Below are 23,621 nucleotides of genomic sequence, written 5' to 3'. Positions count from 1 at the left end.
ACCGTAAGCAAAACATCCCGCATGTGGGCAAAGATGTTGAGACAATCTTCCTCCGCCGAAGCCGCAAAAAAAAATGACTATCGACAGGAAAGCGGTAATCAACTCTGTCAGAATGCCGGTTCCAATTAGATAGTCGTTGAACGGATTTTTGACATCGTAGAAGCCCCTAAAGGTTAGAGTTTCCCATTCGATTTCGACCCTAAGAACAGACGGAAGATGCCGACTGGAACTTGACGGCATATCACCTCAGCCGCATGGACCCAGCAAGCACCAAAACCAGCTTGTTTTGAAGTTCTGGATTACCTGACGTTGCACAAGGCCCTTATCCGGAAACAGGGAATCGTGTTCACGGGATCGATGCGCATGTCCTAGCCTGAATAAAGAAGCACGTTCTCGGGGCTCTTTGGCGCACCCGGCAAACACCGGCCAATAAATTCGGTCACTTTTCGGAGGGGTCACTTTCTGCATAGTCTCGCAGTACTTGAATGTCCGAGAGCAGGGCATGTGTCCGGTCAATTTTAACGCCAAACGGCTTTAGCCGGGAAAAGGCGCGGCTCAGGCTTTCGGGCTTCATGCCCAGGCGCCCGGCAATCAACATCTTGTCATAGGGCAGCTCGACAACACAGTCCCCCATCTCGGCTTCGCAGAGAGTCAGAAGAAATTCTGCCACCCGCTGTGCGCCGGTCTGGGCCTTAAGCTGCTCAAGCTGGGCGACCAGAGAATGCAGATGGGTAAAGGTAGCTGCCAGAATTGACACCCCAATTTCCGGGTCCTCTCGCATAAGGGACAAAAGGACCGGACTTGGAATGTGCATGATCTCACAGGCCGAAACTGCCTCGGCCGAAACCGGATAGGGAACGTTACGCAAGGCGACCGCCTCGCCAAAGCTTTCGCCGCGGGTGAAAACGCTGACAACTGCTTCGGCACCGGTAGGGGACATGCGAAACAGCTTTACCCAGCCCGACAGAACCACATGAATGGCCTGGGCTTTTTCTTCCTGTAGAAAAATCGTCTCTCCGCGATCATATTTCCGCCAAATCGCGTGGCTTAACAGCGTGTCGATATGATGCTCGGGAAAGCTTTTGAGCAATAGTGACTGCTTGGCGATCGCTTTTAGTGCCTCATGCGCCACGAAGCTTTCCCCTCTTTTCTAGTTGCGTACCCGATCAGTACGTCCGTCCTCTCAAGGCTATGCCAAACCTTCGGCTTCCAAGCCAGCCTTTCCTTTCTGCGGCTTGACATTTGTCATGTTGCGTAGCGGGTCCGGCACATAGTCTTGCTGGAAAGCCAGTATTCCCAGGAGTGTTCGAGATGGACTACGAGCGTTTTTTTGGCGAAAGCCTTGAGCATCTGCGCGACGAAGGCAACTACCGCATCTTCATTGATCTACAGCGCCGCTGTGGCGCGTTCCCGAATGCACGCCAGACGGACGGCGCTTTACAGCGCGACGTACGAATTTGGTGTTCCAACGACTATCTGGGAATGGGCCAGCATCCTGACGTAGTCGGGGCAATGCACGATGCACTCGACCGTTGCGGCGCGGGCGCAGGGGGCACACGCAATATCTCGGGCACGACACATGACCACGTTTTGCTGGAACAGGAACTGGCCGACCTCCACGGGAAAGAAGCCGCCCTTCTGTTCACCTCTGGCTATGTGTCGAACTGGGCGGCACTTGGGACGCTGGCTGCGAAGATCCCAGGTCTGATCGTATTCTCGGACGCTTTGAACCATGCCTCCATGATTGAAGGCATCCGCCATTCGCGGGCACAAAAAGTGATCTGGAAGCACAATGATCTGGCGGACCTCGAGGCAAAGCTGGCCGCAGCCGATTCAGATGCGCCCAAGATGATCGCCTTCGAATCTGTCTATTCGATGGATGGGGATATCGCTCCGATCAAAGAGATTTGCGACCTGGCGGATAGATATGGTGCGATGACCTATCTGGACGAGGTCCACGCCGTTGGCCTTTATGGCTCGCGCGGTGGTGGCATCGCCGAACGCGAAGGGTTGATGGATCGCCTGACCGTCATAGAAGGGACGCTGGGCAAGGCCTTCGGCGTGGTTGGTGGTTACATCGCGGCATCCGCTGCCTTGTGTGACTTTGTCCGCAGCTTTGCCAGCGGGTTCATATTTACCACCGCCCTCCCACCCGCAATAGCAGCTGGCGCTGCCGCCTCGATCCGCCACCTCAAGCAATCCAATACCGAGCGCGATCTGCAGAAAACCCGCGTTGCGCAGGTGCGCGCCAAACTGGACGCCGAAGGCATCCCGCATTTGCCCAATCCCAGCCACATCATCCCGGTGATGGTAGGTGACCCGGTGAAATGCAAATTCATCTCGGATACGCTGCTGGAAGAATTCGGGATCTATATTCAGCCGATCAACTATCCGACCGTTCCCAAAGGCACCGAACGCCTGAGAATTACCCCCTCTCCGGTTCATACGAACGAAGATATCGACCATCTGGTCGGTGCCTTATCGGCCCTGTGGCAACGGTGTCAGATCGCGCGAATGCCGATGGCCGCACAATAACTGAGGCGTCCCCGCACTTGGAGAACTGCCGCCCCACGGGGGCGGCTTTTTTCATGTCAAAACAGTGAGAGGCCGAAGATCACCATCGCAAATCCGGTCAGTACATTGGTGAAACCGCTCAGCCAGGCCGGGCTGTGCGTCAGGTCCAGATATCGTGCAAGGATAATGCGGGCTTTGGACAAGGCCAGTATCAAAATGCCTGCGCTCAACACCGGTGAGGACAGGGGGAGTATCGTCAGCAGGGCCGAAGCGGTGCTCAGAACCAACAGGCTGAGCCATGCGCGGGTGAGTGGGTTTGGGAGCATCCAGCGGGAGCTTTTTGGATCCGATGAGGTTTGGGTCATGTCCGTCATCCCAACAGGTAGATCACGGGGAACAGCATGATCCAGACGAGATCGACCATGTGCCAAAACTGGGCGCCGGCCTCGATGTTGCGGGGATTGTCCCGCCAGGCGACCAACAGCAGGATAACAACCCCAGCCAACACATGTGCCGCGTGGAAGCCGGTGAGCAGATAGTAGAACAGGAAGAACGGATGGGTCTCGTAGGTAATTCCTTGTGCAGCCTTGTCCGCGTATTCCACGCCTTTGATAATCAGGAATACAACGCCCAGCGCGGCAGCTGCGATTAACGCCAGGCGGGCAGCAGTCCGACGCGCAATCTGCCGCCAATGCAAGGCTTGCGCGGCCAGATAGCCGGAGGTGACCAGAACCGCAGTGTTCAGCGCGGCTCCGGTGCGGTGCAGATGCGATTGCGCCTCGGCAAAGCCCGCCGGATCGGTCAGGCGCACGCCCATGAAAGCGATCAGGCCCGCAGCAAAGACCAGCAGTTCCGAAATGATCAGAACCCACATCAGTAATTCGCCGGGCAACTCGTCGATAAGGGACGCGTCGCTCATGCGCCGACCAGTTGGCGGTAGATTTGCGGCAGCGCCATGGTCAGGCGATGCGGGTCCGGGATGACGGCAAAGCCGCCCTGCCCGAACATCCGCGGGAACCAGCTTTTACCTGTCTTGTCGATGGTGACGCCAAAGACCGATTGCCCGGCTCGGCGCGCCTCGCGCACGGCCATGTGGGTGTCTTCGATTCCGTGGCGGCCTTCGTAGTGGTCAAGATCATTGGGTTTGCCATCGGTGATCACCAGTAACAATCGGCGCTTACGCGTTTGGGTGGCCAGATCGGCCGAGCAATGGCGGATCGCGGCACCCAGCCTTGTATAGTGCCCCGGGCGTAACGATGCGATGCGCTGTTCAACCTGGCTGCCCATCACCTCATCAAACCGTTTGCAGCGTTGCACATAGACCCGCTGTCGTTTCAGTGAACTGAAGGCGTGAATGGCGAAATCGTCACCACAGGCGTTCAGTCCCCAGGCCAGCGCTGCCAGCGCCTCGCGTTCGATGTCGATCACGGCGCGGCCAGTCACGGCACTTTCGGTCGAGCGGCTGACATCCAGCAGGATAGATACCGCCAGATCGCGTGCCTCGGGGCGGGATTGTTGCCAGATGCGTTCGGTACCTTCACCGTTTGCACAGCGGTCAACCTGCGCCCGAACGGCGGCCTCGATATCCAGCTGATCGCCGTCCAGATGGCCTCGGGTCATCACGCGGCCCGGGCGCAGCGCTTCGAACTGGCGTTTGACGGCGCGGATACGGCGGGCGGTGGCGGGGTCTTTTCCAAACTCGGCGGCATCCTCACGAATATCGGCGTCCGAGGTTAGAACGTTGACGTGATCAGGCAGATATTGCCCGGTGCGCACGTCCCATTCCGGATAGAGAATACGGCCCGACAGACGTTCGCGATTCACATCCTCGGGTGCCAGGTCCAGATGCAATTTCAGCTTGGTCGGTGGCGCCTTGGAAATCTGGCCCAAACCGATCTCATCCTGATCATCGGCGGCCTTTTTGGCATTGTCGGGATCATCGTCATCAATGCGACGGTTGATGTTCAGAAACTCGGCCCAGCTGAGGATCGCCTCGAATTTATGAAGGATAAAACTGTCACTGCGTTCAGCCTGGTCGGATTTGCGCCGCCGGGCACGGTGGGTTTTCTCACCCGATTCCTCGGGCGGGCCTTCGGTATCGGGGTTTTCGACATCGTTATGCTCTGAAAAACCAACAGCGCGTAATTCCGGCCACAGAGGGACAGGGCGGAAATGTTGATATCCGCGTGGGGCAGTCAGGTCATCGTCAAATGACATGAATTGCCTGGCCTTCGGGGATAAAGGCGCGGGGTCGCCCAGCCGATGGCGGATCAGTTCTTCAACCGCTGTTTCCACAGGCGGGAGGCCGAATTTGTTGCGGTCATGCAGAACACCTTTGCAAAGCTCAGTGTAAAGCGGTCGCAAGCCGGGGGCGTTGTCCAAGGTTGCATTAACCATCGTTTGTGCAGCGCTCAGCGCGTGCAGATCGGCGCGCAACGGATCACCTTCGACGATCCGGGTTCCCGCATGGGCCGCTGCGGCGGCCAGCCAAACATACAGCGCTCCGTTCGCCTCGCGCGCGGGAAACACCGCCAGACGGTCCGGGAGGCGCAGCACTTCGCCATCGAACGAAGCGCGCGGCATCAGTTCAACTTCGGTACCCAACCGACGGCGCCAGCTTAGGCGATGGTGTGAAACCTCGGGCGAGACCGGGCGCAATTCAACGCCCGGGCTGCCCCCAAGCCCGCGAAAAAGGACTGCCAGCCGCCCCGCGACCTCAGAAAGGTCGACCGCGGCTCCAACATGCACCTGGGGTGCATCGAGACGGCTGGCAAGGGAGTGCCACAGTTTCCCGATCGTTTCTTCGGGTTCCCATGGCTCAAAATCGATCCTGACCATCGGCCGGCCTCACCCAAAGACAGCCGTGACAAGATCGAGGAGCCCGCGTTTGATGTCCTCGTCATCTGTCAGAGGTTCGATCATGGCGGCAAGGATCGCGCGGTCGGTGGACATGCCCTGCGCAATCAGCGTGGCGGCATAGACGACCAGACGGGTGGAAACGCCCTCTTCAAGATCCTGCCCCCTGAGCCCGCGCAGTTTACCTGCCAAGCGGATCAGCGGCTTGCAGCGTTCCAGCGCCAGCCCGCTTTCCTTAGCGACGACCTTTGCCTCCATCTCGGGCGACGGAAAGTCGAACTCCAGTGAGATGAACCGCTGCCGGGTTGAGGGTTTCAGGGTTTTCAGGATATTCTGATATCCCGGGTTATATGAGGCGACCAGCATGAAACCAGACGCGGCCACAAGCTCCTCACCGGTGCGGTCGATCGGCAGGATGCGCCTGTCGTCAGTCAGCGGGTGCAGCACGACGGTCACGTCCTTGCGCGCCTCGACCACTTCATCCAGATAGCAGATCGCGCCTTCGCGCACCGCGCGAGTCAGTGGCCCATCGACCCAGATCGTTTCCCCGCCTTTCAGCAGGTAGCGCCCGATCAGGTCCGCAGCGGCAAGGTCATCGTGACAGGCCACTGTGTAAAGCGGGCGGCCAAGGCTGGCGGCCATATGCGCCACAAACCGGGTCTTGCCGCAACCTGTCGGGCCTTTCAGCAGGACCGGCAGGTTGTTGGTATAGGCAGCAGCGAACACGTCACATTCATCACCCTGTGGCAGGTAGAAGGGGGCGTCAGCCGCCCCCGTTCTCAGTTTCATGGAGCCATCCATATCCATCACTCCGCTGGGGTTTCGGCCGCGCCGGATTCAATGATCTCTTTCCGGGGAACCCAGATCGAGTAGATGAACAGCAGCGCACCCAAGACCACGACGATGCCAGAACCAAGGCGCATCCAATAGAAGATCGCGACCTGATCCTGCACATCCATGAAGTAGTCTCCGACCACCCGCTGCATGTGCGTCTGCACTGTTCCAGCAAAGGTCAGCACAAAGGTCATGAAAACCATACCGCTGGACATCAGCCAGAAGCTGCCCATGTTCAGAACCTGATTATAAGGATCGCGGTTCTTCAGGATCGGCATTGCATAGCTGAAGATTGCCAGGTTGAGGCAGACATACGCACCATAGAACGCCAAGTGACCGTGAGCCGCAGTGATCTGCGTACCGTGGGTATAGTAGTTCACCCCGTGCAGCGTGTGCAGGAAGCCCCAGACACCGGCACCGAAGAAGGCCAATGTGGCACAGCCCAGCGACCACAGCAGCGCCGCTTTGTTCGGGTGGTCCCGACGGCCCTTCCAGACCATCACAAAGGCAAAGGCCATCATCGCAAAGAAGGGGATCACTTCGAGGCTTGAGAAGATCGAGCCGATCCACTGCCAGTACCCTGGTGTGCCTATCCAATAGTAATGGTGACCTGTACCAAGGATACCCGAAAACAACGCGGCGGCGACAATGACATAGAGCCATTTCTCGACAACCTCACGGTCTACCCCAGTCAGCTTCAGCATCAGATAGGCCAGGATCGAGGCCATGATCAGTTCCCAGACACCTTCGACCCACAGGTGGACAACATACCACCAGTATTGCTTGTCCAAGGACAGGTTGCCCGGGTTGTAGAAGGCAAACAGGAACAGCAGCGCCAGACCCCAAAGACCCAGCAACAAGATGTTGGTGATCGCGGTCTTCTTGCCCTTCAGAACGGTCATCGACACGTTGTACAGGAAGATCAGTGCGGCCACGACGATGCCGGCCTTGACCCATTTGGGTTGCTCAAGGAACTCGCGCCCTTCTTTGCCCAGCAGCCAGTTGCCTTCAAACAGGTTGAACGTATAGGTCAAGACCACGCCCAGTGTACCGACCACCAGAATGATCAGCTGCAGATAGGCCAGCATGGGCGAATGGATCTCACGCTCGGCCTCTTCCGGGATCAGAAAATAGGCCGCACCAAAGAACCCGAGGATCAGCCACACGATCAGAGAGTTGGTGTGCAGCATCCGCACGATGTTGAACGGCAAAAGCTCGCTCAGGAAATTGGGTGATACATAGATAAAGCCGGCCAGAAGGCCGCCCAGAACCTGTATCGCGAATAGGGCCATTGCCACCGCAAAGTAGGCATAGGCGATTTTTTGGGATTCGTATTTCATTGCTCCGTTCCCTTCTCAGCCCGCCTCGTTGGGCGGCCAGTCCTGAGCGTCGATATTGTCCGTCCAGATCAAAAAGTTGGTCAGATCACGGATGTCTTCGTCGCTGAGGTTGAAATTGGGCATCTGACGACGACCGGGAATGTCTGTCGGCTGCGCCTCCATCCAGCCTTTGAGGGCTTCAAAGGCCGATTCCGGGTCGTCCAGCACGCCCCAACGTGTCATCACATTGCCAACCTCGGGTGCAAAGTATGCACCTTCGCCAAGGATGGTATGACAGTTGATGCAGGCGTGTTTTTCCCAGACGTGCTTGCCCCTGATCACACTTTCATCGAGCTTCGCTGCGTTCTCAGAGTTCACGATATACCAGTGAGAATGGGCCGACAGAGCCAGAAAGATGAGGATAAAGAACAGTGACCCGCCATAGAATATATTGCGTGCCATGCTCTTGGTCATGACTTCTCGCATTGCGCTCTCCTTTGCGCAGATTAGCTAGTCTGGCTAAAATGACGGGATGGGCACGGTATATCCTTAACGAAAGTCAAGACTTGCAAAAGGAAATGAAATCACGCTGACCGTTGCACCTTCGGACCCGTCAGCGCCGGCCACATCGCGATCAGGAAAAGCGCAAAGGCGCTGACCCACAACCCGTCCGACAGCAGCATCGCAACCATGTAACCTGCATTCAGATCTGCACCAATCCACCGCGACAGGGCCGCCACCGCCATCAGACCATAGGCCACCGCCATTGGGCCGGGTGCCACCAGCGCGCGACCACTGTGGCCAAGCGCGGCGCGGCTCATGACCGCCAGGGTCATGCCCCCGACGCATCCGATGCCCAGGATGTGAAGGGCAGCGATCTCGTTTCCGAAACCCAGCACTGACAGCCCCCAGAGGATCAGTCCCAGCGCCAGCATTGCAAGCCCAAGATACAGTGCCAATAGGATCGGCTCCCGCGCAGCCCAGCCCGCGCGCCAGCGGGCCATGCGCGAAACCTGCGCCACCCCTAGAACCAGCGCCATCGATCCAGCCACAGCATCTGACCCCAGCACCAGAACGATTGGCGGCAGGGTCAGGGCAACCGCCATCGCTGATTTATCCAGAATTGGCACAGATTTTGGCCAGTTCGCCTCGGGAACGCCCGCGCGTCTCATGGCGTTTCGGGTAAAGGCCGGGGTGATCCGTCCGCCAAGAATGGCAATCATCGCGCAGAGCGCCAGCAACCCCGCGCGCAGCCCGGTATGCAGTGTGTCATCTGTTATCCCCGTCCATTCAAGATGCGTGAACAGATCAGCAATCCAGATAAAGCTGAGCAACAGCAGAAAGAGCATGTTCTGAGGTTTCGGCCTCCGGATGAGCTGGGTTGCAATCTTGGCCGCCAGAATCGGTACAAAGGCCAGGTCGACCACCGCCACAAGCGCCGCAGGCAGCATCCCCGAAAACCACATCGCCATCCGACCAGCCAACCACAATCCGGCGGCCAACGTTATGAACTGCGCACGCGCATCTGGTGCGCCGGTCCAATTTGGCACTGCGGTCAGAAAGAACCCGCCCAGCGCGGCTGTTGCATAGCCGAAGATCATCTCATGCGCGTGCCACATGGGCGGGGCCATGCCATAATCCGGCACTGCATATGGCACCGTCAGCCACAGCCCCCAAACCACTCCGACAAAGAGGCCATAGAGGCCGGCGGACAGAAAGAATACACGAAACCCTTCACCAAACACGCGGGTGATGATTGCGGGCATGGCTGCTCTCCTTGGTGTTTTCCAAGCCCTAGCAAGCCGCCCGGCTGCGCGACTTAACAAAAATCAAACCGGCCGAAAAAGTGTGCCAAAGATACAGATTTTCCCAGCCGGAATTGACGTTTTTCCCTGCCCGCCACCTGAATTGCGTGGCTGGTGTTGACTTTCGTCAAGGAGCACCCTTGCGCGATGCCCCACGCTTGGACCGCCTCACCAGCAAATGGAGAGTGATCATGTCACTTGGAATCAGCTATACCAAAACGGGCCGCGTCTTCGGGGTCGGTTTGGCGATGTTGCTGGGCAGTGTCGCTGCACCAGCTTTCGCCGAAGAGCCAACTTTGAACGAAGAAGCGTTTGAAGCGTCCAAACAACTTTACTTTGAACAATGCGCGGGGTGCCACGGTGTCTTGCGTAAAGGCGCCACTGGCAAGAATCTTGAACCGCATTGGAAGAAAACCGCAGCTGACGGCGCCGTGACCGAAGGCGGCACACTTGCGCTTGGGCAAGAGCGGCTTGAGAAGATCATCGCCTGGGGCACCGAAGGCGGGATGAACAACTTCTCGGACATCATGTCCGAGCAGGAAATCAAAGACATGGCGACTTACATCATGATGGAGCCGCCCAAACCACCTGAAATGTCGCTGGACCAGATGATGGCGACCCGCAAGGTATATGTTGAAGAAGAGGACTACCCAACCGAGCCGATGCATGGTCGCAACTGGGAAAACTTCTTTGTTGTTATCGAGCGCGACGTCGGCAAAGTCGCTGTTATCGATGGCGACACCAAAGAGGTGCTGACACATATTCCGACCGGCTATGCGGTGCACGTTCTGAAAGCATCCGAACACCATTCGCTGGAAGAGCCGGAACAGCCCGGTCGCTTCTGGTACACCATGGGCCGCGACGGCAAGATGACCAAGATCGACCTCTGGCAGACGCCGGACAAGATGTTGGTTTCCGAAGTCAAGATCGCGTATGACGCGCGCGACGTAGCCGTTTCCGGTGACGGTAAATATGTCATCGGCGGGGGCTACTGGCCGCCGCACTTTGCAATCGTTGACGCCCAGACGATGGAGCCGGTCAAGGTTGTATCGACCCGCGGCGTGAACGTGGACGGGGACTATGTGGAAGAGGCTCGCGTGGCCGCTATCTACACAACTCCGAATGAGCCGACCTGGATCGTTGCCGTCAAAGAGCTGGGGCAACTGTGGCAAGTAGATTATACTGATCTAGACAATCTGCGGATCGACAAAATCGACAGCGCCAAGTTCCTGCATGACGGGTTCTTCGATCCGACGGGCCGGTATTTCCAGATCGCTGCAAACGCATCGAACAAGATGGTGGTTGTAGATACCGAGACCCACAAGCTTGAGGCGATGATCGACACGGCCGCGTTGCCGCATCCCGGTCCGGGCGCTAACTGGATTGACCCGAATTGCGGACCGGTAGCTGGCACAACCCACCTCGGGGTTGGCACAGTGACGGTCTGGGGCAACGACCCCGAGAACCGCCCCGATGATGCCTGGAAGATCTGCTACGAAGTGGAAACAGACGGCCCGGGCCTGTTCGTCCGTACGCATCCGGAATCGGACTATATCTGGGCTGACCAGACCAAACACCCGGAACCGGAAGTGCAGCAATCTGTGCAGGTCATCTCGAAAGAGACCGGCGAGATCGTGAAAACCATCCAGATCACCGAAGACGAAGGCAGCGCCGCTGTTCACTTTGAATTCAACGCGGATGGAACCGAGGTCTGGGTGTCCAAGTGGAATCTGTCGGATTCAAAAGAACCCAACGGTCAGATCGTGATCTTTGACGCCAAGACTTTGGAAGAGATCGGTCGCATCGAAGGACTGTACGCCCCGACCGGCAAGTTCAACGTCTACAACCGGTCGAACCACGTCACCTGACGGGTTTCGATCAACTCGGAGCAGGGCGGGCCCCTCGCCCGCCCTGTCCTTGTTTCATCCATCAGCCGAATGCGCAGGCCTGACACGCCGCGCCAGTCAACACAGCCAAAACGGAGCCCGGACATGACCTCCGATCCAGATAAGAAACCACCGATCTGGCGTCGGTATTTCCTGTGGGGAATGCCTGTGGCCGGTATTGCCGCTGCCTTTGCCGCTGGGATCGTCTTTTGGGGTGGGTTCAACACCGCCATGGAAGCAACCAACACCAAAGAGTTCTGTATCTCGTGCCATGAGATGCGCGATTTCGTCTATGAAGAATACACCGGGACCATCCACGATGTGAACCGATCGGGGGTCGGGGCGGTCTGTTCCGACTGTCACGTACCCAAGGACTGGACCCACAAGATGATCCGCAAGATCAAGGCGTCCAAAGAACTGTATGGCAAGGTGGTTGGCTCGATCAGTACACCCGAGAAGTTCGAAGCTAAGCGTATCCATCTGGCGATGAATGAATGGGAAAGGATGAAGGCCACAGATTCGCGCGAGTGCCGCAACTGCCACGACTTTGAATCGATGATGCCCGAGTTCCAGCGCCCCCGCGCGCGCCAGCAACATTTGAACGCAATGGAGACAGGCCAGACCTGTATCGACTGCCACAAAGGGATTGCGCATTCGAACATCCGCGACAGGGCCACAGATGAATATCTGGAACAGATTGAAGCCCCGAATCCTGATTTCATCCGTGCAATTCCGCCAGAATACCTGGCCAGTCTCGACCGTGTAGAAGCCAAGGAGGCGGCTGAGGCCGAAGCCGAAAAATCGGCCAAGACAGCACAACAAGAGGCGGTGCAAGCCCAGATCGCAGCCGCTGTGGACGCTGCAGTCGCCGAAGAACGCGCCAAATCAAGTGGTGAAGAATCTACAGCCCCGGCAGGCGGTGGCAGCGATATCGGAGGCGATATCGACTGGACCAGCATCGCAAGCGCGGATCTGAAGCTGTTTTATCCCGGTCAGGCTTCGTTTGAATGGGTTCAGAATGGCAAGTTCCACGGCGGCGCCCGGCCACTGACAAAAGGTGGCGACCAATGTTCGACTTGTCATGCCAAGGAATTGGACATGATTGGAAACAAGATCGTCGCAGGCGGCGAGCTGGAACCAACCCCGATCCCTGGAAAACGTGGTGTGATCGACGCAACTGTTCAGGCGGCCCATGATGCCGAAAACCTCTATATCCGCCTGCAATGGCCGGATGCAGGTCACAATCCTGCACCATTTGTGGATGGCGGGAAGATGGATCCGGACAACCAGATCAAGGTCGCCATGATGATCACCGGAACCGGGATCGAAATGGGGGAACAGGTGGGCTGCTGGGCCTCGTGCCACGCGGACAACACCTATATGCCGTTTGATCCGGGTGCAGATGCGATTGTCGCCAATGGCGATGTTGCAGGCCGCCTGGCCGCTCAGGACACTGTGACCAAATATATCAGCGAAAGCCGCACCGAGGTCGAAGTCAAAGGCCGGCGCGGGAAAGCTCTGGGTGGCTGGGACAAATTGCAGGCCGAAGCGCAGATCGCGCAATATCTGGATGACGGCACCTATCTGGATCTGATGCGCGTCTATGCCGATGGCAGCGCCAGCAACGGCTATCTTCTGGAACAGCGCATAGTCAATGATGGCGAAATCGCCGCTTCGGCCAACTTGTCGGGTGGTATTTGGACCGTCACGTTCTCGCGGCCCTTAAACTCGGGCGCACCGGGTGATGTGCCATTGGAACCGGGCAAGACCTATACGGTCGGCTTTGCGATCCACGATGACTTTTCTGCGGCACGATTCCACCACGTAACGCTGAACACAAGCTTCGCGCTGGACGACGACAGTGCCAATATCAACGTGGTCGGGCAATGACTGATGGGGCCGGGTAAACCGGCCCCAAAGTATTAGGTATGGAGATTTGGACGATGAAGATCCGCCTACTTCTTCCTGCATTTCTGGCTTTGGCGTCACCTGCAGTGGCCGCTGACGAAGACACAGCTGAGATCTGCGCCGAGGCAGAAACCCGCTACGTGGACCTGTTCGGTCAGCCGTCTTCAGATGTGGAAGATGCAGAGGTTGTGCTGATGTACAAATACAATTTCTGCCCAGCCCAACTGACGGTCAAAGCGGGGACCACAGTGCGTTGGGTGAACGTAGACAAACGCACCAGCCATAGCGTCCTGCTGAAAGATGGCAGCAAAGCCGAGAGTGACCGCCTGTTCCCCGAGGAATTTGTTGATCTGACATTTCTTGTTCCCGGCGCCCAGGATTACCTGTGCGGACCACATTGGGAGACACAGAACATGTTCGGAATGGTCACCGTAGAGCCCTGATAAGCGGCAGGCTGAAAGATGCGCGGGCGCAATTCCCGTGCTCCTTAACTTAAGTCAAGGAGGTCGGTTTACCTGTGCGCCAACTTGTTTCCATGACACGCCCGGTTCCCCCAGCAACGTCCCATATTCGCGCATGGAAACGACCAAAACACCGGGTTCCGAAGACATTCAGAACAAGCGAGTTTGCACATGAGCGGTAAGGTTTTTCTGATTGGTGCCGGCCCTGGTGATCCCGAACTGATCACCATGCGCGCCCTGCGTATGCTGCAGGAGGCGGACGTGGTGGTCTATGACCGCCTTGTTTCGGATGAAATTCTGGCCATGCACACCGAAGGCGCGCGGCTGATCGCCGTCGGCAAGGCCCCCAAGTGCCATACTGTTCCTCAGGATCGCATCAACGAAATCCTGCTAGAACACGCACGCGCAGGTCACGTTGTGGCCCGGCTGAAAGGCGGGGATCCGATGATCTTTGGTCGCGGCTCGGAAGAGGCCGCTTTTCTGATGGCACACGGTGTTACGGTCGAATACGCACCGGGCATCACGGCGGCACAAGGCGCATCCTGTTCGACCGGCGTGCCCCTGACCCATCGCGGACTGGCGACCTCGGTTCAATATGTCACCGGGCACAGGCAGTCCGACAAAGTTCTTGATCTGGATTGGAAACGACTGGCGGACCCGGATACGACGCTGGTCGTCTATATGGGCGTGGCCAATATCGGCCAGATCGCCATCGGCTTGATGACCGAGAACCTACCCGGATCCACCCCGGTCCTGGCTGTTGGGCAGGCCACCAGTGCCTCTGAACGCCGCCTTGTATCCCGACTGGACCAGATTGCCGCGGATGTGCGCAAGGCGGATCTGAAGGCCCCTACCTTATTCATTATCGGAAAGGTCGTTTCGCTTTATGCCAATCAGGCCCTGACCGAGATTTTGGAGCGGGCGCATGGGTAGCCTGGCGCATATGGACCGCAAGCAGCCGGGCTGGGCCGCGCATACTGTTCTGACTGCCGTCGTTCTGGTTGCCACTTCCGCTCTGGCCGCTGACGCCATCGACCCAACCGCCCTGAAACGGTTGGTCCACCAGGATTGCGGCTCGTGCCACGGATTGTCCCTGAAAGGCGGGCTTGGTCCTGATCTGCGACCGGGAACTCTGGAACATTACGAGGCGGACGTCCTGACGGGGGTCATACTGGACGGCATCCCCGACACGGCTATGCCCCCCTGGCGCCCCCTGATCAGCGAAGAAGAGGCCGAATGGATCGCCCGATACCTGCTGGAACAGGAGGCAAAATGAAACAACTTGCCCTTGGCATCGTTGCCCTAATGATGATGACACCTGCCAATGCAGACCCCACCGCCACCGGAGATCTGGGCCTTGTGATCGAACGGGCAAAAGGGTCGGTCTTATTGGTGGACCAGTCGGACCGGGCCGCATTGGCACGGATCGAAGGGTTGGGCGATCTGTCCCACGCCTCCCTGGTCTATTCACCCGACGAACGCTTTGCCTATGTTTTTGGCCGCGATGGCGGGCTGACCAAGGTTGATATAGTGACCCGTCAGATTGCAAATCGGGTCGTGCAGGCTGGCAATGCCATTGGCGGCGCGATTTCGGATGACGGCCAACTGGTTGCGGTGTCGAACTATGAGCCGGGTGGCGTACGCGTGTTCGACGCGGATACGCTGGAACTGGTTGCCGACATTCCCACCGACAGCAAAACCATAGGTCTTGTCGATGCGCCGGGCCGTCGGTTCGTGTTTTCCATGTGGGACACGGGCGAGACCTGGATTGCTGATTTCGCAAATGGCGCGCCCGAGATCACCAAGATCACCGATATGGGTAAGAACCCCTATGACGCGCTGATCACCGCCAATGGTCGCACTTATATCACCGGTCTGTTTGGTGAGGACGGGCTGACCGCGCTGGACCTATGGGCAGACAATCCAAAACCGATCCGCGTGCTTCCGGGCTATGGGCGCGGACAGGAAGAGATGCCGGTATACAAGATGCCTCATCTTGAGGGCTGGGCACTGACGGATCGCGAATTTGTCCTGCCTGCGGTCGGCCACCATGAGGTTCTTTGGATTGACGCCGAAACCTTGACAGAAACAGGCCGCACCCAAACCCATGGTCAGCCGGTCTTTGCCATGGCGCGCCCGGATGGGCGACAGGTCTGGGTGAATTTTGCCCATCCATTGAACGATACAATTCAGGTCATCGACAGCGTCAGCAAACAGGTCATCCACGAATTCTCTCCGGGCCCTGCCGTCCTGCATATGGAGTTCACGGCACGCGGGCATGAGGTCTGGATCAGTGTCCGCGACGCCAACAAGGTCGTGGTCTACGACACGCATAGCTTTGAAAAGCTGCGCGAGATCGCGGCGGACAGCCCCTCGGGTATCTTTTTCACCGCCCGCGCGCACAGAACAGGGTTGTAACCCATGCAACATATCACTGACCCGATCGACCGTCGCCTGCTGGACGATTTTCAGCGCGAATTTCCGATTATCGACCGCCCGTTTCAGCCAGTGGCCAAGGCGCTGGGGCTGAACGAAGCTGAAGTGCTGAACCGTCTGGCGCGAATGCGTTCGACCGGCCGGATCACCCGGGTCGGGGCCACGATCACTCCGGGCGCGGTGACGGCCAGCACTCTGGCCGCGGTGGCCGCACCCGAGGAGCATCTGGAGGACATTGCCGCCCTGATCGACGCAGAGCCCGGTGTGAACCACAATTATCAACGTGAGGACAAATGGAACCTCTGGTTTGTAGCGACCGGCCCTGATCGCGCGCATGTGGACGCCACTCTGGCCCGGATTGGCCTGCAAACCGGTTTGCAGGTTTTGGACTTGCGTCTGGTTCGGCCGTTCAATGTTGATTTGGGCTTTCGAATGACAGGCAAGCAACGCAACGTACCGGCACCGCGCAAGGTGGACTGTTCCGTTCTGCATAAGGGTGATCGCTCATTGATGCAGGCGCTTAGTTCCGGCTTACCGCTGGTTTGCGAACCTTACGCAGCACTGGCCGCCTCTTTGGACCGTAAACCAGAGGACGCCAAGACGCGGATCCGGATCTTACACGAGGCTGGAATTGTCTCGCGTCTTGGCGTGATCGTAAGACACCGGGCACTGGGCTGGTCGGCCAATGCGATGGTGGTCTGGGATATGCCAACTGATCAGGTCGATCGTGCCGGGCCTGCGCTGGCAAAATACCCTGGCGTGACACTGTGTTATGAGCGTCGACCCGTTGAAAACATCTGGCCCTACCGCCTGTATTCCATGATCCACGCCCGCTCGCGCAGCGAAGCGCGAAACGTCCTGGCCGGGGCTGCGGCATTGCCTGAGCTGTTTGGCGCGCAGCACAAGGTGTTGTTTTCGACGCGCTGTTTCAAACAGACCGGCGCGCTGATCCAACCCAAGGAGACGGCGGCATGACCCTGGACGAAACTGATCGGGCAATCCTGAACCGAATGCAGGACGACTTACCTCTGACCTCACAACCCTATGCGATGGTGGCCCAAGAACTGGGGATTTCGGAACAGGATCTGTTGGTTCGCCTATCACGGATGAAGGATGATCGGGTCATCACGCGCTTTGGCCCGTTCTTTGACGCAGCCGCGATGGGCGGGGCTTTTTGCCTATGTGCCATGGCCATACCGACAGAGGCATTTGAATCCGTCCTGACCAAAGTCAATGCGCATCCCGAAGTTGCCCATAATTATGAACGTACGCACCGGCTGAACATGTGGTTCGTGTTGGCCACCGAAACGCCCCAAGGGATTGAGGCCTGCGCCGATGCGATCGAACAAGAGACGGGGATCGAAGTTCTCAGATTTCCCAAGTTGCAGGAATTCTTCATTGGCTTCCGGGTGGCGGCATGATCGACGCAAAAGACAGACTGATTATCGAGGTTCTGCAGGGCGGATTGCCCCTGGTGCCTTCGCCCTACGCTCGGGTTGCTGAAAGCCTTGGGATGGACGAACAAGCGCTGCTGTGTCGCCTCGCAGAACTTAAGGCGCGCGGCGTTATACGTCGTATCGCCGCAGCCCCGAACCACTACAAACTGGGCATGACTTCGAACGGCATGACAGTCTGGGACGTCGATGACAGTCAAATCGCTGATTTGGGGGCACATATTGGCGGTCTGCCTTTTGTCACCCATTGCTATGAACGTCCACGTGCCCTGCCCGACTGGCCTTACAACCTGTTCGCCATGGTCCATGGCAAAGACAGGGGTGAAGTCGAAGAAAAACGGGCCGAGATTGCCGGTATTCTGGGCAGTGCCTGCCGGGCCAAGGACATCCTGTATTCAACGCGCATCCTGAAAAAGACCGGGCTGCGCCTGAAACCGAAAGGCCAAACGCCATGTTCCGCCTGACTGAATACATACAGCAACTGGTCACCCCGACCCCCGTGCGCAAGCGCCGCCCCGGCCCGGTTAAGCCGGTGGTCATCTGGAATCTGACACGGCGCTGCAACCTGAAATGCCGCCATTGCTATACTGTTTCGGCGGATGTCGCGTTCCCGGGTGAGCTCAACCACGAGCAAGCCATGGTAACCCTTGAGGATCTCGGCCAATTTCGCGTCCCGGCCCTGATCCTCTCGGGGGGGGAACCGCTGGATCGGTTCGATTTCTTTGATATCGCCAACCGGGCGCGCAAGTTGGTGCCGATGCTGGCGCTGTCGACGAATGGCACGCGGATTTACGATGAAACCGCCGATATGATCGCTGATGTCGGCTTTAACTATGTCGGCATATCACTTGACGGGATCGGGGCCACAAACGACTGGTTCCGAGGTGTCGAAGGCGCCTTTTCAGATGCCCTGCGCGGCGTGCGCGAGTGCAAGAAACGCGGCATCAAGGTCGGTTTGCGATTCTGTTTGACCGAGGGCACACAGCACCATCTGCCCGATCTTCTGCAGTTGTGTGATGATGAGGGGGTCGACAAATTCTACCTGTCTCATCTGGTTTACGCCGGTCGCGGCGATAAGAACAGGGGCGAGGATGCCGAGCATCTGCGCACGCGCAAAGGTCTGGATCTGTTATTGGACCGTGCGTGGGAGGCTGCCTCGGGCGGGCGCCCGCTGGATATCGTCACCGGCAATAACGATGCCGACGCCGGATATTTTCTGAACTGGGTCAGGACGCATTTTGATGCCGAAAAGACCTCGCATATACGTGCGCATTTGGCGGCCTGGGGCGGGAACTCCAGCGGGTTGGGGGTGGCCAATATCGACAATCTTGGTCGGGTCCATCCCGACACCTACTGGTCAGATTACACGGTCGGGAATGTGAAAACGACGCCGTTTTCCGAGTTGTGGACCGGGGACGACAAGATGCTGGCCATGCTGCGCACTCGCCCGCGTCCGCTGAAAGGGCGCTGTGGAGTTTGTCAGCTCAGGGATGTTTGCGGTGGCAACACGCGCATCCGGGCCCTGCAACTGACGGGCGATCCCTGGGCCGAGGACCCGGCCTGTTACCTGTCAAACGATGAAATTGGCGTGGATAAAGCGGGCAAACGCCTGCAGGTCACACCTTTCCGGGGGAAAAGCCATGATCCGGCGCATCAGTTCTTTTAGGGCTCGCACGCTTGGAACACTGTGCGCGCTTCTGCTGACCAGCGCCGCATGGGCCGACGCCCAGTCCGACTATGCCGAACATTGTGCGTCCTGCCATGGTGACACCCGGCTGGGCGGAGTTGGTCCGGCCTTGATACCCGAAACGCTAAAACGCATGCGCGGGCCGCGAGTTGCCGCCGTGATCGCCGAAGGGCGCACCGCCACCCAGATGCCAGCCTTTGCGCATAATCTGAACGCCCTGCAGATCGAGGAGTTGGCAGGTTGGCTGAAATCCCCGCTCGAGACCGCCCCGGACTGGGCCGAGGCGGACATTATGGCCAGCCGTACGCTGGACGCAGACTATGTCGAGATCGATGCGCCCGTCTGGTCCAGTGATCCGATGAACATCACGTTGGTGGTGGAAACCGGAGACCACAATGTCAGCGTTCTGGACGGTGACACATTTGAGGTTTTGGACAGATTTGAAACTCCTTTTGCCGTTCATGGCGGCCCAAAGTTCAGCCCCGATGGACGTTATGTGTTCATCATGTCCCGCGATGGTTGGGTCCAGAAATATGACATCTGGGCGTTGCAACAGGTGGGTCGCGTACGGGCGGGACTAAACAGCCGCAACATTGCCATGTCAGGCGATGGCAAATGGCTGGCGGTGGCGAATTACCTACCCAACAGCCTGACCCTTTTGTCCACCCGGGATCTTTCGGTGGCAAAAGTGATCGAGATTAAAAGCAGGAAAGGTAATCCCAGCCGCGTTTCGGCCGTTTATCAAGCTCCGCCACGGGAAAGCTTTGTGCTGGCCTTGAAGGATGTGCCAGAGATTTGGGAGGTCTTCTATGGCGCCAATCCACCCCAATCCGGGCTGGGACACGATTTTCGTATCGAAGGGCAGTTCAAGAACCCGAACCCTTTCCCAGTACGCAAGATCACTACGCCCGACTATCTGGACGATTTCTTTTTCGACCAGACTTATGAATACGTCATGGGCGCATCTCGCGACGGGAACGGCGGTCAGGTGATTGATCTGGTCATTGGCCAAAAAGTGGCTGACCTGGATCTGCCCGGCATGCCGCATCTGGGTTCCGGGATTACCTGGCGGCGCGGCGATACAACTGTGATGGCAACGCCGCACCTGACTGATGGCACCGTCTCGGTGATCGACATGGAGACATGGGAAACGGTCAAGCGGATCAAGACCGAAGGGCCGGGGTTTTTCATGCGCAGCCATGAAAACTCGCCATATGTCTGGGCCGATGTTTTCTTTGGGTCCAACAAGGATGTGATGCATGTGATCGACAAGCAAACCCTTGAGATCGTACGGACCCTGCGCCCAGCGCCGGGCAAAACCGTGGCCCATGTGGAATTCACCAAGGACGGAAGCCATGCGTTGGTTTCGATCTGGGAAGATGACGGCGCGGTGATCATCTATGATGCAAAAACACTGGAAGAGGTCCGCCGTCTGCCGATGCGCAAACCTTCGGGAAAGTACAATGTCTGGAACAAAATCACATTCTCGGAAGGAACCAGCCACTGAGGGCAAATGGCCGGTGTGGAAACTGGCCATATTGCTGTATCCAGCGTCTGCGCTGACCGTGGCCATAAACCTTTTTCTGGCTGGCCTGATCGCCAACAGAGCCGGATTCGGAGTGATTGAGCCTGTCACAGCCATCCTGTGGTCAATCCCATTGGGTGTACCTGCCTGCTGGTTTGCAGGGCGCTGGGTACGCAGTTTGATGGACGAAGCAGACGGCTAGGTCGGATTCTCCAAAGGCCTAACCGAAGTCAAGTATCTGCTTTCGGGAATCTCTTAGGACTTGGGAAAGATCACCGAGTTGGATTCTCCATGCCCGCCCAAAATCCTTTGCACATTTCAGCTGTTTGCGCGTCCCGCGCAGCTTGTGCGGTGGCAGGTATAATCCTTCTGCTTTTGCAGCTGCTTAGCCCGGCGCTGGCGAGTCCCGGGCAAAGCATGTGGGTTGAGATCTGCTCGGAGGGCGGCGCGGTCTGGGTCGAGGTTGATCTTGAAAAAGGCAATGCAGACCCGACCGCACCTTGCCCCAAATGCGCCGATTGCGCGCTGTGCGCCGTGACCGGTGCCGCACCTCTGCCCATGCCGCTGGAAGTGACGCAACTAGGAAGGGTTCAATTCTTATCTTGCCAAAACAACAGGTCCTTCGAGCTAATTGGCTCTGACCGGCTGTGGCCAGAAACCCGGGGTCCCCCCCCTGCACCAGAATTTAAAACCGAACGCGCCCCGCGCACGTCCATGGCGTCCACCCCAATCATCGGAGGTGCGCCGTGGTCGTAAGTCGCGCAATCCATTTCCTGCTGGCCTTTTTTCTGTCCTGCCTGATGGCGATTAGCGCACATGCCGACAGCCTAGCCAGTTTTCTGCCAGAACTTGAGCCCGCGGACCTGATCCCCGGCGCCGAGGCATTTGGCCCGATCAGAAAAGACATTCCGGTTGCGCCTATCCTGAAAGGGGGCAAAACGATTGCCTGGGCCTTTCTGACCTCGGATTTCGTGGGCACCACAGGCTATTCCGGCAAACCCATTCACGTCGTTGCAGCGATCGACAATGATGCGGTGCTTACTGGCGTTAAGCTGGTCAAGCATTCGGAACCCATCGTACTGATCGGGATTCCGAACGCACGCATGGTCGAACTGACCGAAGGCTACGCCGGCCTGGACCTTAGGGTTGAGGCTGAAACAGGCGGTGAGGGCCATGACCTCGACATTATCTCGGGCGCGACTGTCACAATCATGGTGATCGACGACAGTCTCGTGCGTGGCGGCATCAAGGTAGCGCGGGCGTTGGGGTTGGGTGGCTTGTCACCGCTGCAGGCCGACGGGCCAAAGCGCGAAGTCGATATGGCACAAGACGCCACTTATGACTGGACAACGCTTTCGGGTGACGGCTCGGTCCGACGCCTGACACTGGATGTCGGTCAGGTCAACGCTGCGTTCGAGGCCACCGGCGACCAGCGCGCCATCAGGCGCCGTGAACGGGGCGCGCCCGACGACACCTTCATCGACATGCATCTGGCGTTGGTTTCGGTCCCGTCGATCGGCAAGTCACTGCTGGGCGAGGCCGAGTATCAAAACCTGACCGAGTGGCTGGGCGAGGGCGAGCAAGCCATCCTGGTGCTGGGTCGTGGCGCCTATAGCTTCAAGGGGTCAGGCTATGTACGTGGCGGGATTTTCGACCGTATTCAGCTGATTCAAGGTGATAATTCGGTACGCTTCTTTGATAAACAGCAAGAGCGTCTGGGCAGAGTTGCGGCCGCCGATGCGCCCAGTTTCACCGAGCTGGATATCTTCAAAATCCCCGCTGAGGCAGAGTTTGATCCGGCCGAACCGTTCCGCCTGCAACTGTTGGTGCAACGCGCCGTCGGTGCGGTTGAAAAGACGTTCCTGACCTTCGATTTGGGCTACAAACTGCCTGAGCAGTACCTGTTGCCAGTCGTAGCCCCCACCGTTGTGGATGACGCCACAGGTGAAGCCGCCGCCAAAGCCGCTCTTTGGAAACGTATCTGGAAGGATCGCACAGTCGAGATTGCCGGTCTGGGCGTCATGCTGCTGATACTGACCGCGACGTTCTTCTTCCAGTTCCACGCCACGATGAACGCCCGGGTCTTTTACTGGTTCCGCATCGGGTACCTGACGCTGACACTGTTCTTCATCGGTTGGTACGCCAATGCGCAGCTGAGTGTGGTGAACCTGATGGCACTAGCGGGCAGTGTGCGCACCGGTTTCAGCTGGGATGCTTTCCTTCTGGACCCGCTGGTCTTCATCCAATGGTTCGCCGTAGCTGCCGCCTTGCTGTTCTGGGGGCGCGGCGCCTATTGCGGTTGGTTGTGCCCGTTTGGTGCCCTGCAGGAACTGACCAACAAGATCGCACGGGCACTGAAAGTGCCGCAATGGACCCTGCCCTGGGGTCTGAATGAACGGCTGTGGCCTGCGAAATACATGATCTTCCTTGGGCTCTTCGGTCTTAGCTTTGTGTCGATCCCGCTGGCCGAGAAATATGCCGAGATCGAGCCGTTCAAGACCGCGATCATTCTGAAATTCATGCGCGACTGGCCTTTCGTGGTCTTTGCGCTGCTGCTGCTGGGGATCGGGCTGTTCATCGAACGGTTCTATTGCCGCTATCTCTGCCCGCTGGGTGGGGCGCTGGCGATCCCGGCCCGAATGCGCATGTTCGACTGGCTACGCCGCTACAAGGAATGCGGCACCCCCTGTCAGACCTGCGCCAACGAATGCCCCGTTCAGGCAATCCACCCCACCGGTGAGATCAATCCGAACGAGTGTGTCACCTGCTTGCATTGTCAGGTGCTCTACCAGTCCGAGGACAAATGTCCCGTCGTTATCCGCCAACTGAAACGGCGGGCCAAGACAGGGTCGGTCGATCTCAAGACCCCACTCGGACAACCACCGGCGAACCATCCAAACGCCAAACCGAAAACCGTTTCCTAAAAGGAGGAACGA

At 58.0% G+C, this 23,621-nt stretch carries 22 protein-coding genes; 14 read left to right on the top strand and 8 right to left on the bottom strand.

Translation table 11 applies throughout. The features are described from left to right. Positions 1-439: 439 nt before the first annotated feature. Positions 440-1,132 carry a Crp/Fnr family transcriptional regulator gene (locus tag AC2FIZ_RS07815; protein ID WP_142635263.1) on the bottom strand — a complete coding sequence of 231 codons (693 nt, stop codon included), beginning with the start codon at positions 1,130-1,132 and terminating at the stop codon, positions 440-442. Positions 1,133-1,311: 179 nt separating this feature from the next. Between AC2FIZ_RS07815 and hemA the strand changes: the two genes are divergently transcribed. Then, positions 1,312-2,535: a 5-aminolevulinate synthase gene (gene hemA / locus AC2FIZ_RS07810; protein ID WP_281972612.1), complete on the top strand. Its 1,224-nt coding sequence runs from the start codon at positions 1,312-1,314 to the stop codon at positions 2,533-2,535. A 56-nt stretch (positions 2,536-2,591) separates the two neighbouring features. Here hemA and AC2FIZ_RS07805 read toward each other — a convergent pair whose 3' ends face one another. From AC2FIZ_RS07805 to AC2FIZ_RS07775, 7 genes are all read right to left on the bottom strand, one after another. Continuing rightward, positions 2,592-2,879, bottom strand: a complete 288-nt coding sequence (locus tag AC2FIZ_RS07805) for a cytochrome C oxidase subunit IV family protein (RefSeq protein WP_281972613.1) — start codon at positions 2,877-2,879, stop codon at positions 2,592-2,594. Between the two features lie 5 nt (positions 2,880-2,884). Then, positions 2,885-3,433 (bottom strand): cytochrome c oxidase subunit 3, encoded by a 549-nt coding sequence (locus AC2FIZ_RS07800; RefSeq protein WP_496790855.1) that lies wholly within the window; start codon positions 3,431-3,433, stop codon positions 2,885-2,887. Continuing rightward, positions 3,430-5,352 (bottom strand): nitric oxide reductase activation protein NorD, encoded by a 1,923-nt coding sequence (locus AC2FIZ_RS07795; protein WP_281995279.1) that lies wholly within the window; start codon positions 5,350-5,352, stop codon positions 3,430-3,432. Before AC2FIZ_RS07795 ends, AC2FIZ_RS07800 begins: the two co-directional genes overlap by 4 nt. A gap of 9 nt (positions 5,353-5,361) precedes the next feature. Continuing rightward, positions 5,362-6,177, bottom strand: coding sequence for a CbbQ/NirQ/NorQ/GpvN family protein (locus AC2FIZ_RS07790; RefSeq protein WP_142635255.1), 816 nt, complete (start codon positions 6,175-6,177; stop codon positions 5,362-5,364). Further along, on the bottom strand, positions 6,177-7,544 hold the full coding sequence (locus AC2FIZ_RS07785) for a cbb3-type cytochrome c oxidase subunit I (protein ID WP_142635253.1): 1,368 nt from the start codon (positions 7,542-7,544) through the stop codon (positions 6,177-6,179). Before AC2FIZ_RS07785 ends, AC2FIZ_RS07790 begins: the two co-directional genes overlap by 1 nt. A 15-nt stretch (positions 7,545-7,559) precedes the next feature. Then, positions 7,560-8,009: a c-type cytochrome gene (locus AC2FIZ_RS07780; RefSeq protein WP_142635251.1), complete on the bottom strand. Its 450-nt coding sequence runs from the start codon at positions 8,007-8,009 to the stop codon at positions 7,560-7,562. Positions 8,010-8,107: 98 nt separating this feature from the next. Next, complete coding sequence (locus AC2FIZ_RS07775; protein ID WP_281972616.1) at positions 8,108-9,289, bottom strand: NnrS family protein; 1,182 nt, start codon at positions 9,287-9,289, stop codon at positions 8,108-8,110. A gap of 230 nt (positions 9,290-9,519) precedes the next feature. On the opposite strand from AC2FIZ_RS07775, the gene AC2FIZ_RS07770 reads away from it, so the two are divergent. The 13 genes from AC2FIZ_RS07770 to AC2FIZ_RS07710 all read left to right on the top strand — a co-directional run bounded on the left by AC2FIZ_RS07770 (position 9,520) and on the right by AC2FIZ_RS07710 (position 23,609). After that, on the top strand, positions 9,520-11,196 hold the full coding sequence (locus AC2FIZ_RS07770; protein ID WP_271948614.1) for a cytochrome D1 domain-containing protein: 1,677 nt from the start codon (positions 9,520-9,522) through the stop codon (positions 11,194-11,196). A gap of 123 nt (positions 11,197-11,319) precedes the next feature. Next, positions 11,320-13,104, top strand: coding sequence for a NapC/NirT family cytochrome c (locus AC2FIZ_RS07765; protein WP_271948616.1), 1,785 nt, complete (start codon positions 11,320-11,322; stop codon positions 13,102-13,104). Between the two features lie 53 nt (positions 13,105-13,157). Continuing rightward, positions 13,158-13,565 carry a cupredoxin domain-containing protein gene (locus AC2FIZ_RS07760; protein WP_281972618.1) on the top strand — a complete coding sequence of 136 codons (408 nt, stop codon included), beginning with the start codon at positions 13,158-13,160 and terminating at the stop codon, positions 13,563-13,565. A 189-nt stretch (positions 13,566-13,754) separates the two neighbouring features. Next, complete coding sequence (cobA, locus tag AC2FIZ_RS07755; RefSeq protein WP_281972619.1) at positions 13,755-14,516, top strand: uroporphyrinogen-III C-methyltransferase; 762 nt, start codon at positions 13,755-13,757, stop codon at positions 14,514-14,516. Then, on the top strand, positions 14,509-14,859 hold the full coding sequence (locus AC2FIZ_RS07750; RefSeq protein WP_246097173.1) for a c-type cytochrome: 351 nt from the start codon (positions 14,509-14,511) through the stop codon (positions 14,857-14,859). The genes cobA and AC2FIZ_RS07750 overlap by 8 nt, the downstream gene beginning before the upstream one ends. Next, positions 14,856-16,001 carry a cytochrome D1 domain-containing protein gene (locus AC2FIZ_RS07745; protein WP_142635237.1) on the top strand — a complete coding sequence of 382 codons (1,146 nt, stop codon included), beginning with the start codon at positions 14,856-14,858 and terminating at the stop codon, positions 15,999-16,001. The genes AC2FIZ_RS07750 and AC2FIZ_RS07745 overlap by 4 nt, the downstream gene beginning before the upstream one ends. Before the next feature lie 3 nt (positions 16,002-16,004). Beyond that, entirely contained in the window at positions 16,005-16,994 is a 990-nt protein-coding gene (ahbB, locus tag AC2FIZ_RS07740) for a siroheme decarboxylase subunit beta (protein ID WP_496790853.1), read from the top strand. Next, positions 16,991-17,440, top strand: a complete 450-nt coding sequence (locus AC2FIZ_RS07735; RefSeq protein WP_142635234.1) for an Lrp/AsnC family transcriptional regulator — start codon at positions 16,991-16,993, stop codon at positions 17,438-17,440. Before ahbB (AC2FIZ_RS07740) ends, AC2FIZ_RS07735 begins: the two co-directional genes overlap by 4 nt. Further along, positions 17,437-17,937 carry a siroheme decarboxylase subunit beta gene (ahbB, locus tag AC2FIZ_RS07730; protein WP_281995281.1) on the top strand — a complete coding sequence of 167 codons (501 nt, stop codon included), beginning with the start codon at positions 17,437-17,439 and terminating at the stop codon, positions 17,935-17,937. Before AC2FIZ_RS07735 ends, ahbB (AC2FIZ_RS07730) begins: the two co-directional genes overlap by 4 nt. Further along, on the top strand, positions 17,925-19,139 hold the full coding sequence (gene nirJ, locus AC2FIZ_RS07725) for a heme d1 biosynthesis radical SAM protein NirJ (protein WP_496790852.1): 1,215 nt from the start codon (positions 17,925-17,927) through the stop codon (positions 19,137-19,139). The genes ahbB (AC2FIZ_RS07730) and nirJ overlap by 13 nt, the downstream gene beginning before the upstream one ends. Next, positions 19,114-20,667, top strand: a complete 1,554-nt coding sequence (locus tag AC2FIZ_RS07720) for a nitrite reductase (protein WP_281995283.1) — start codon at positions 19,114-19,116, stop codon at positions 20,665-20,667. The genes nirJ and AC2FIZ_RS07720 overlap by 26 nt, the downstream gene beginning before the upstream one ends. Then, entirely contained in the window at positions 20,624-20,887 is a 264-nt protein-coding gene (locus AC2FIZ_RS07715) for a hypothetical protein (RefSeq protein WP_281972624.1), read from the top strand. Before AC2FIZ_RS07720 ends, AC2FIZ_RS07715 begins: the two co-directional genes overlap by 44 nt. Before the next feature lie 598 nt (positions 20,888-21,485). After that, a complete protein-coding gene (locus tag AC2FIZ_RS07710; protein ID WP_281995293.1) occupies positions 21,486-23,609 on the top strand; it encodes a NosR/NirI family protein in 2,124 nt (707 codons plus the stop codon). Positions 23,610-23,621 lie beyond the last annotated feature (12 nt).

The organism is Ruegeria sp. CDSB022, assembly GCF_059611145.1.
The sequence above is the reverse complement of the archived record's forward strand: the minus strand, read 5'-3'. Positions and strand labels throughout refer to the sequence as shown.

Excerpts from the sequence above, each read along its gene's own strand:
- AC2FIZ_RS07765 (WP_271948616.1), top strand. The coding sequence starts at position 11,320 with ATGACCTCCGATCCAGATAAGAAACCACCGATCTGGCGTCGGTATTTC.
- AC2FIZ_RS07795 (WP_281995279.1), bottom strand. The coding sequence starts at position 5,352 with ATGGTCAGGATCGATTTTGAGCCATGGGAACCCGAAGAAACGATCGGG.
- AC2FIZ_RS07715 (WP_281972624.1), top strand. The coding sequence starts at position 20,624 with ATGTCTGGAACAAAATCACATTCTCGGAAGGAACCAGCCACTGAGGGC.
- AC2FIZ_RS07735 (WP_142635234.1), top strand. The coding sequence starts at position 16,991 with ATGACCCTGGACGAAACTGATCGGGCAATCCTGAACCGAATGCAGGAC.
- AC2FIZ_RS07785 (WP_142635253.1), bottom strand. The coding sequence starts at position 7,544 with ATGAAATACGAATCCCAAAAAATCGCCTATGCCTACTTTGCGGTGGCA.
- AC2FIZ_RS07775 (WP_281972616.1), bottom strand. The coding sequence starts at position 9,289 with ATGCCCGCAATCATCACCCGCGTGTTTGGTGAAGGGTTTCGTGTATTC.
- AC2FIZ_RS07780 (WP_142635251.1), bottom strand. The coding sequence starts at position 8,009 with ATGCGAGAAGTCATGACCAAGAGCATGGCACGCAATATATTCTATGGC.
- nirJ (WP_496790852.1), top strand. The coding sequence starts at position 17,925 with ATGTTCCGCCTGACTGAATACATACAGCAACTGGTCACCCCGACCCCC.
- cobA (WP_281972619.1), top strand. The coding sequence starts at position 13,755 with ATGAGCGGTAAGGTTTTTCTGATTGGTGCCGGCCCTGGTGATCCCGAA.
- hemA (WP_281972612.1), top strand. The coding sequence starts at position 1,312 with ATGGACTACGAGCGTTTTTTTGGCGAAAGCCTTGAGCATCTGCGCGAC.
- AC2FIZ_RS07710 (WP_281995293.1), top strand. The coding sequence starts at position 21,486 with ATGGCGATTAGCGCACATGCCGACAGCCTAGCCAGTTTTCTGCCAGAA.
- AC2FIZ_RS07720 (WP_281995283.1), top strand. The coding sequence starts at position 19,114 with ATGATCCGGCGCATCAGTTCTTTTAGGGCTCGCACGCTTGGAACACTG.
- AC2FIZ_RS07770 (WP_271948614.1), top strand. The coding sequence starts at position 9,520 with ATGTCACTTGGAATCAGCTATACCAAAACGGGCCGCGTCTTCGGGGTC.
- AC2FIZ_RS07790 (WP_142635255.1), bottom strand. The coding sequence starts at position 6,177 with ATGGATATGGATGGCTCCATGAAACTGAGAACGGGGGCGGCTGACGCC.
- AC2FIZ_RS07745 (WP_142635237.1), top strand. The coding sequence starts at position 14,856 with ATGAAACAACTTGCCCTTGGCATCGTTGCCCTAATGATGATGACACCT.
- AC2FIZ_RS07750 (WP_246097173.1), top strand. The coding sequence starts at position 14,509 with ATGGGTAGCCTGGCGCATATGGACCGCAAGCAGCCGGGCTGGGCCGCG.
- ahbB (WP_281995281.1), top strand. The coding sequence starts at position 17,437 with ATGATCGACGCAAAAGACAGACTGATTATCGAGGTTCTGCAGGGCGGA.
- ahbB (WP_496790853.1), top strand. The coding sequence starts at position 16,005 with ATGCAACATATCACTGACCCGATCGACCGTCGCCTGCTGGACGATTTT.
- AC2FIZ_RS07760 (WP_281972618.1), top strand. The coding sequence starts at position 13,158 with ATGAAGATCCGCCTACTTCTTCCTGCATTTCTGGCTTTGGCGTCACCT.
- AC2FIZ_RS07805 (WP_281972613.1), bottom strand. The coding sequence starts at position 2,879 with ATGACCCAAACCTCATCGGATCCAAAAAGCTCCCGCTGGATGCTCCCA.
- AC2FIZ_RS07800 (WP_496790855.1), bottom strand. The coding sequence starts at position 3,433 with ATGAGCGACGCGTCCCTTATCGACGAGTTGCCCGGCGAATTACTGATG.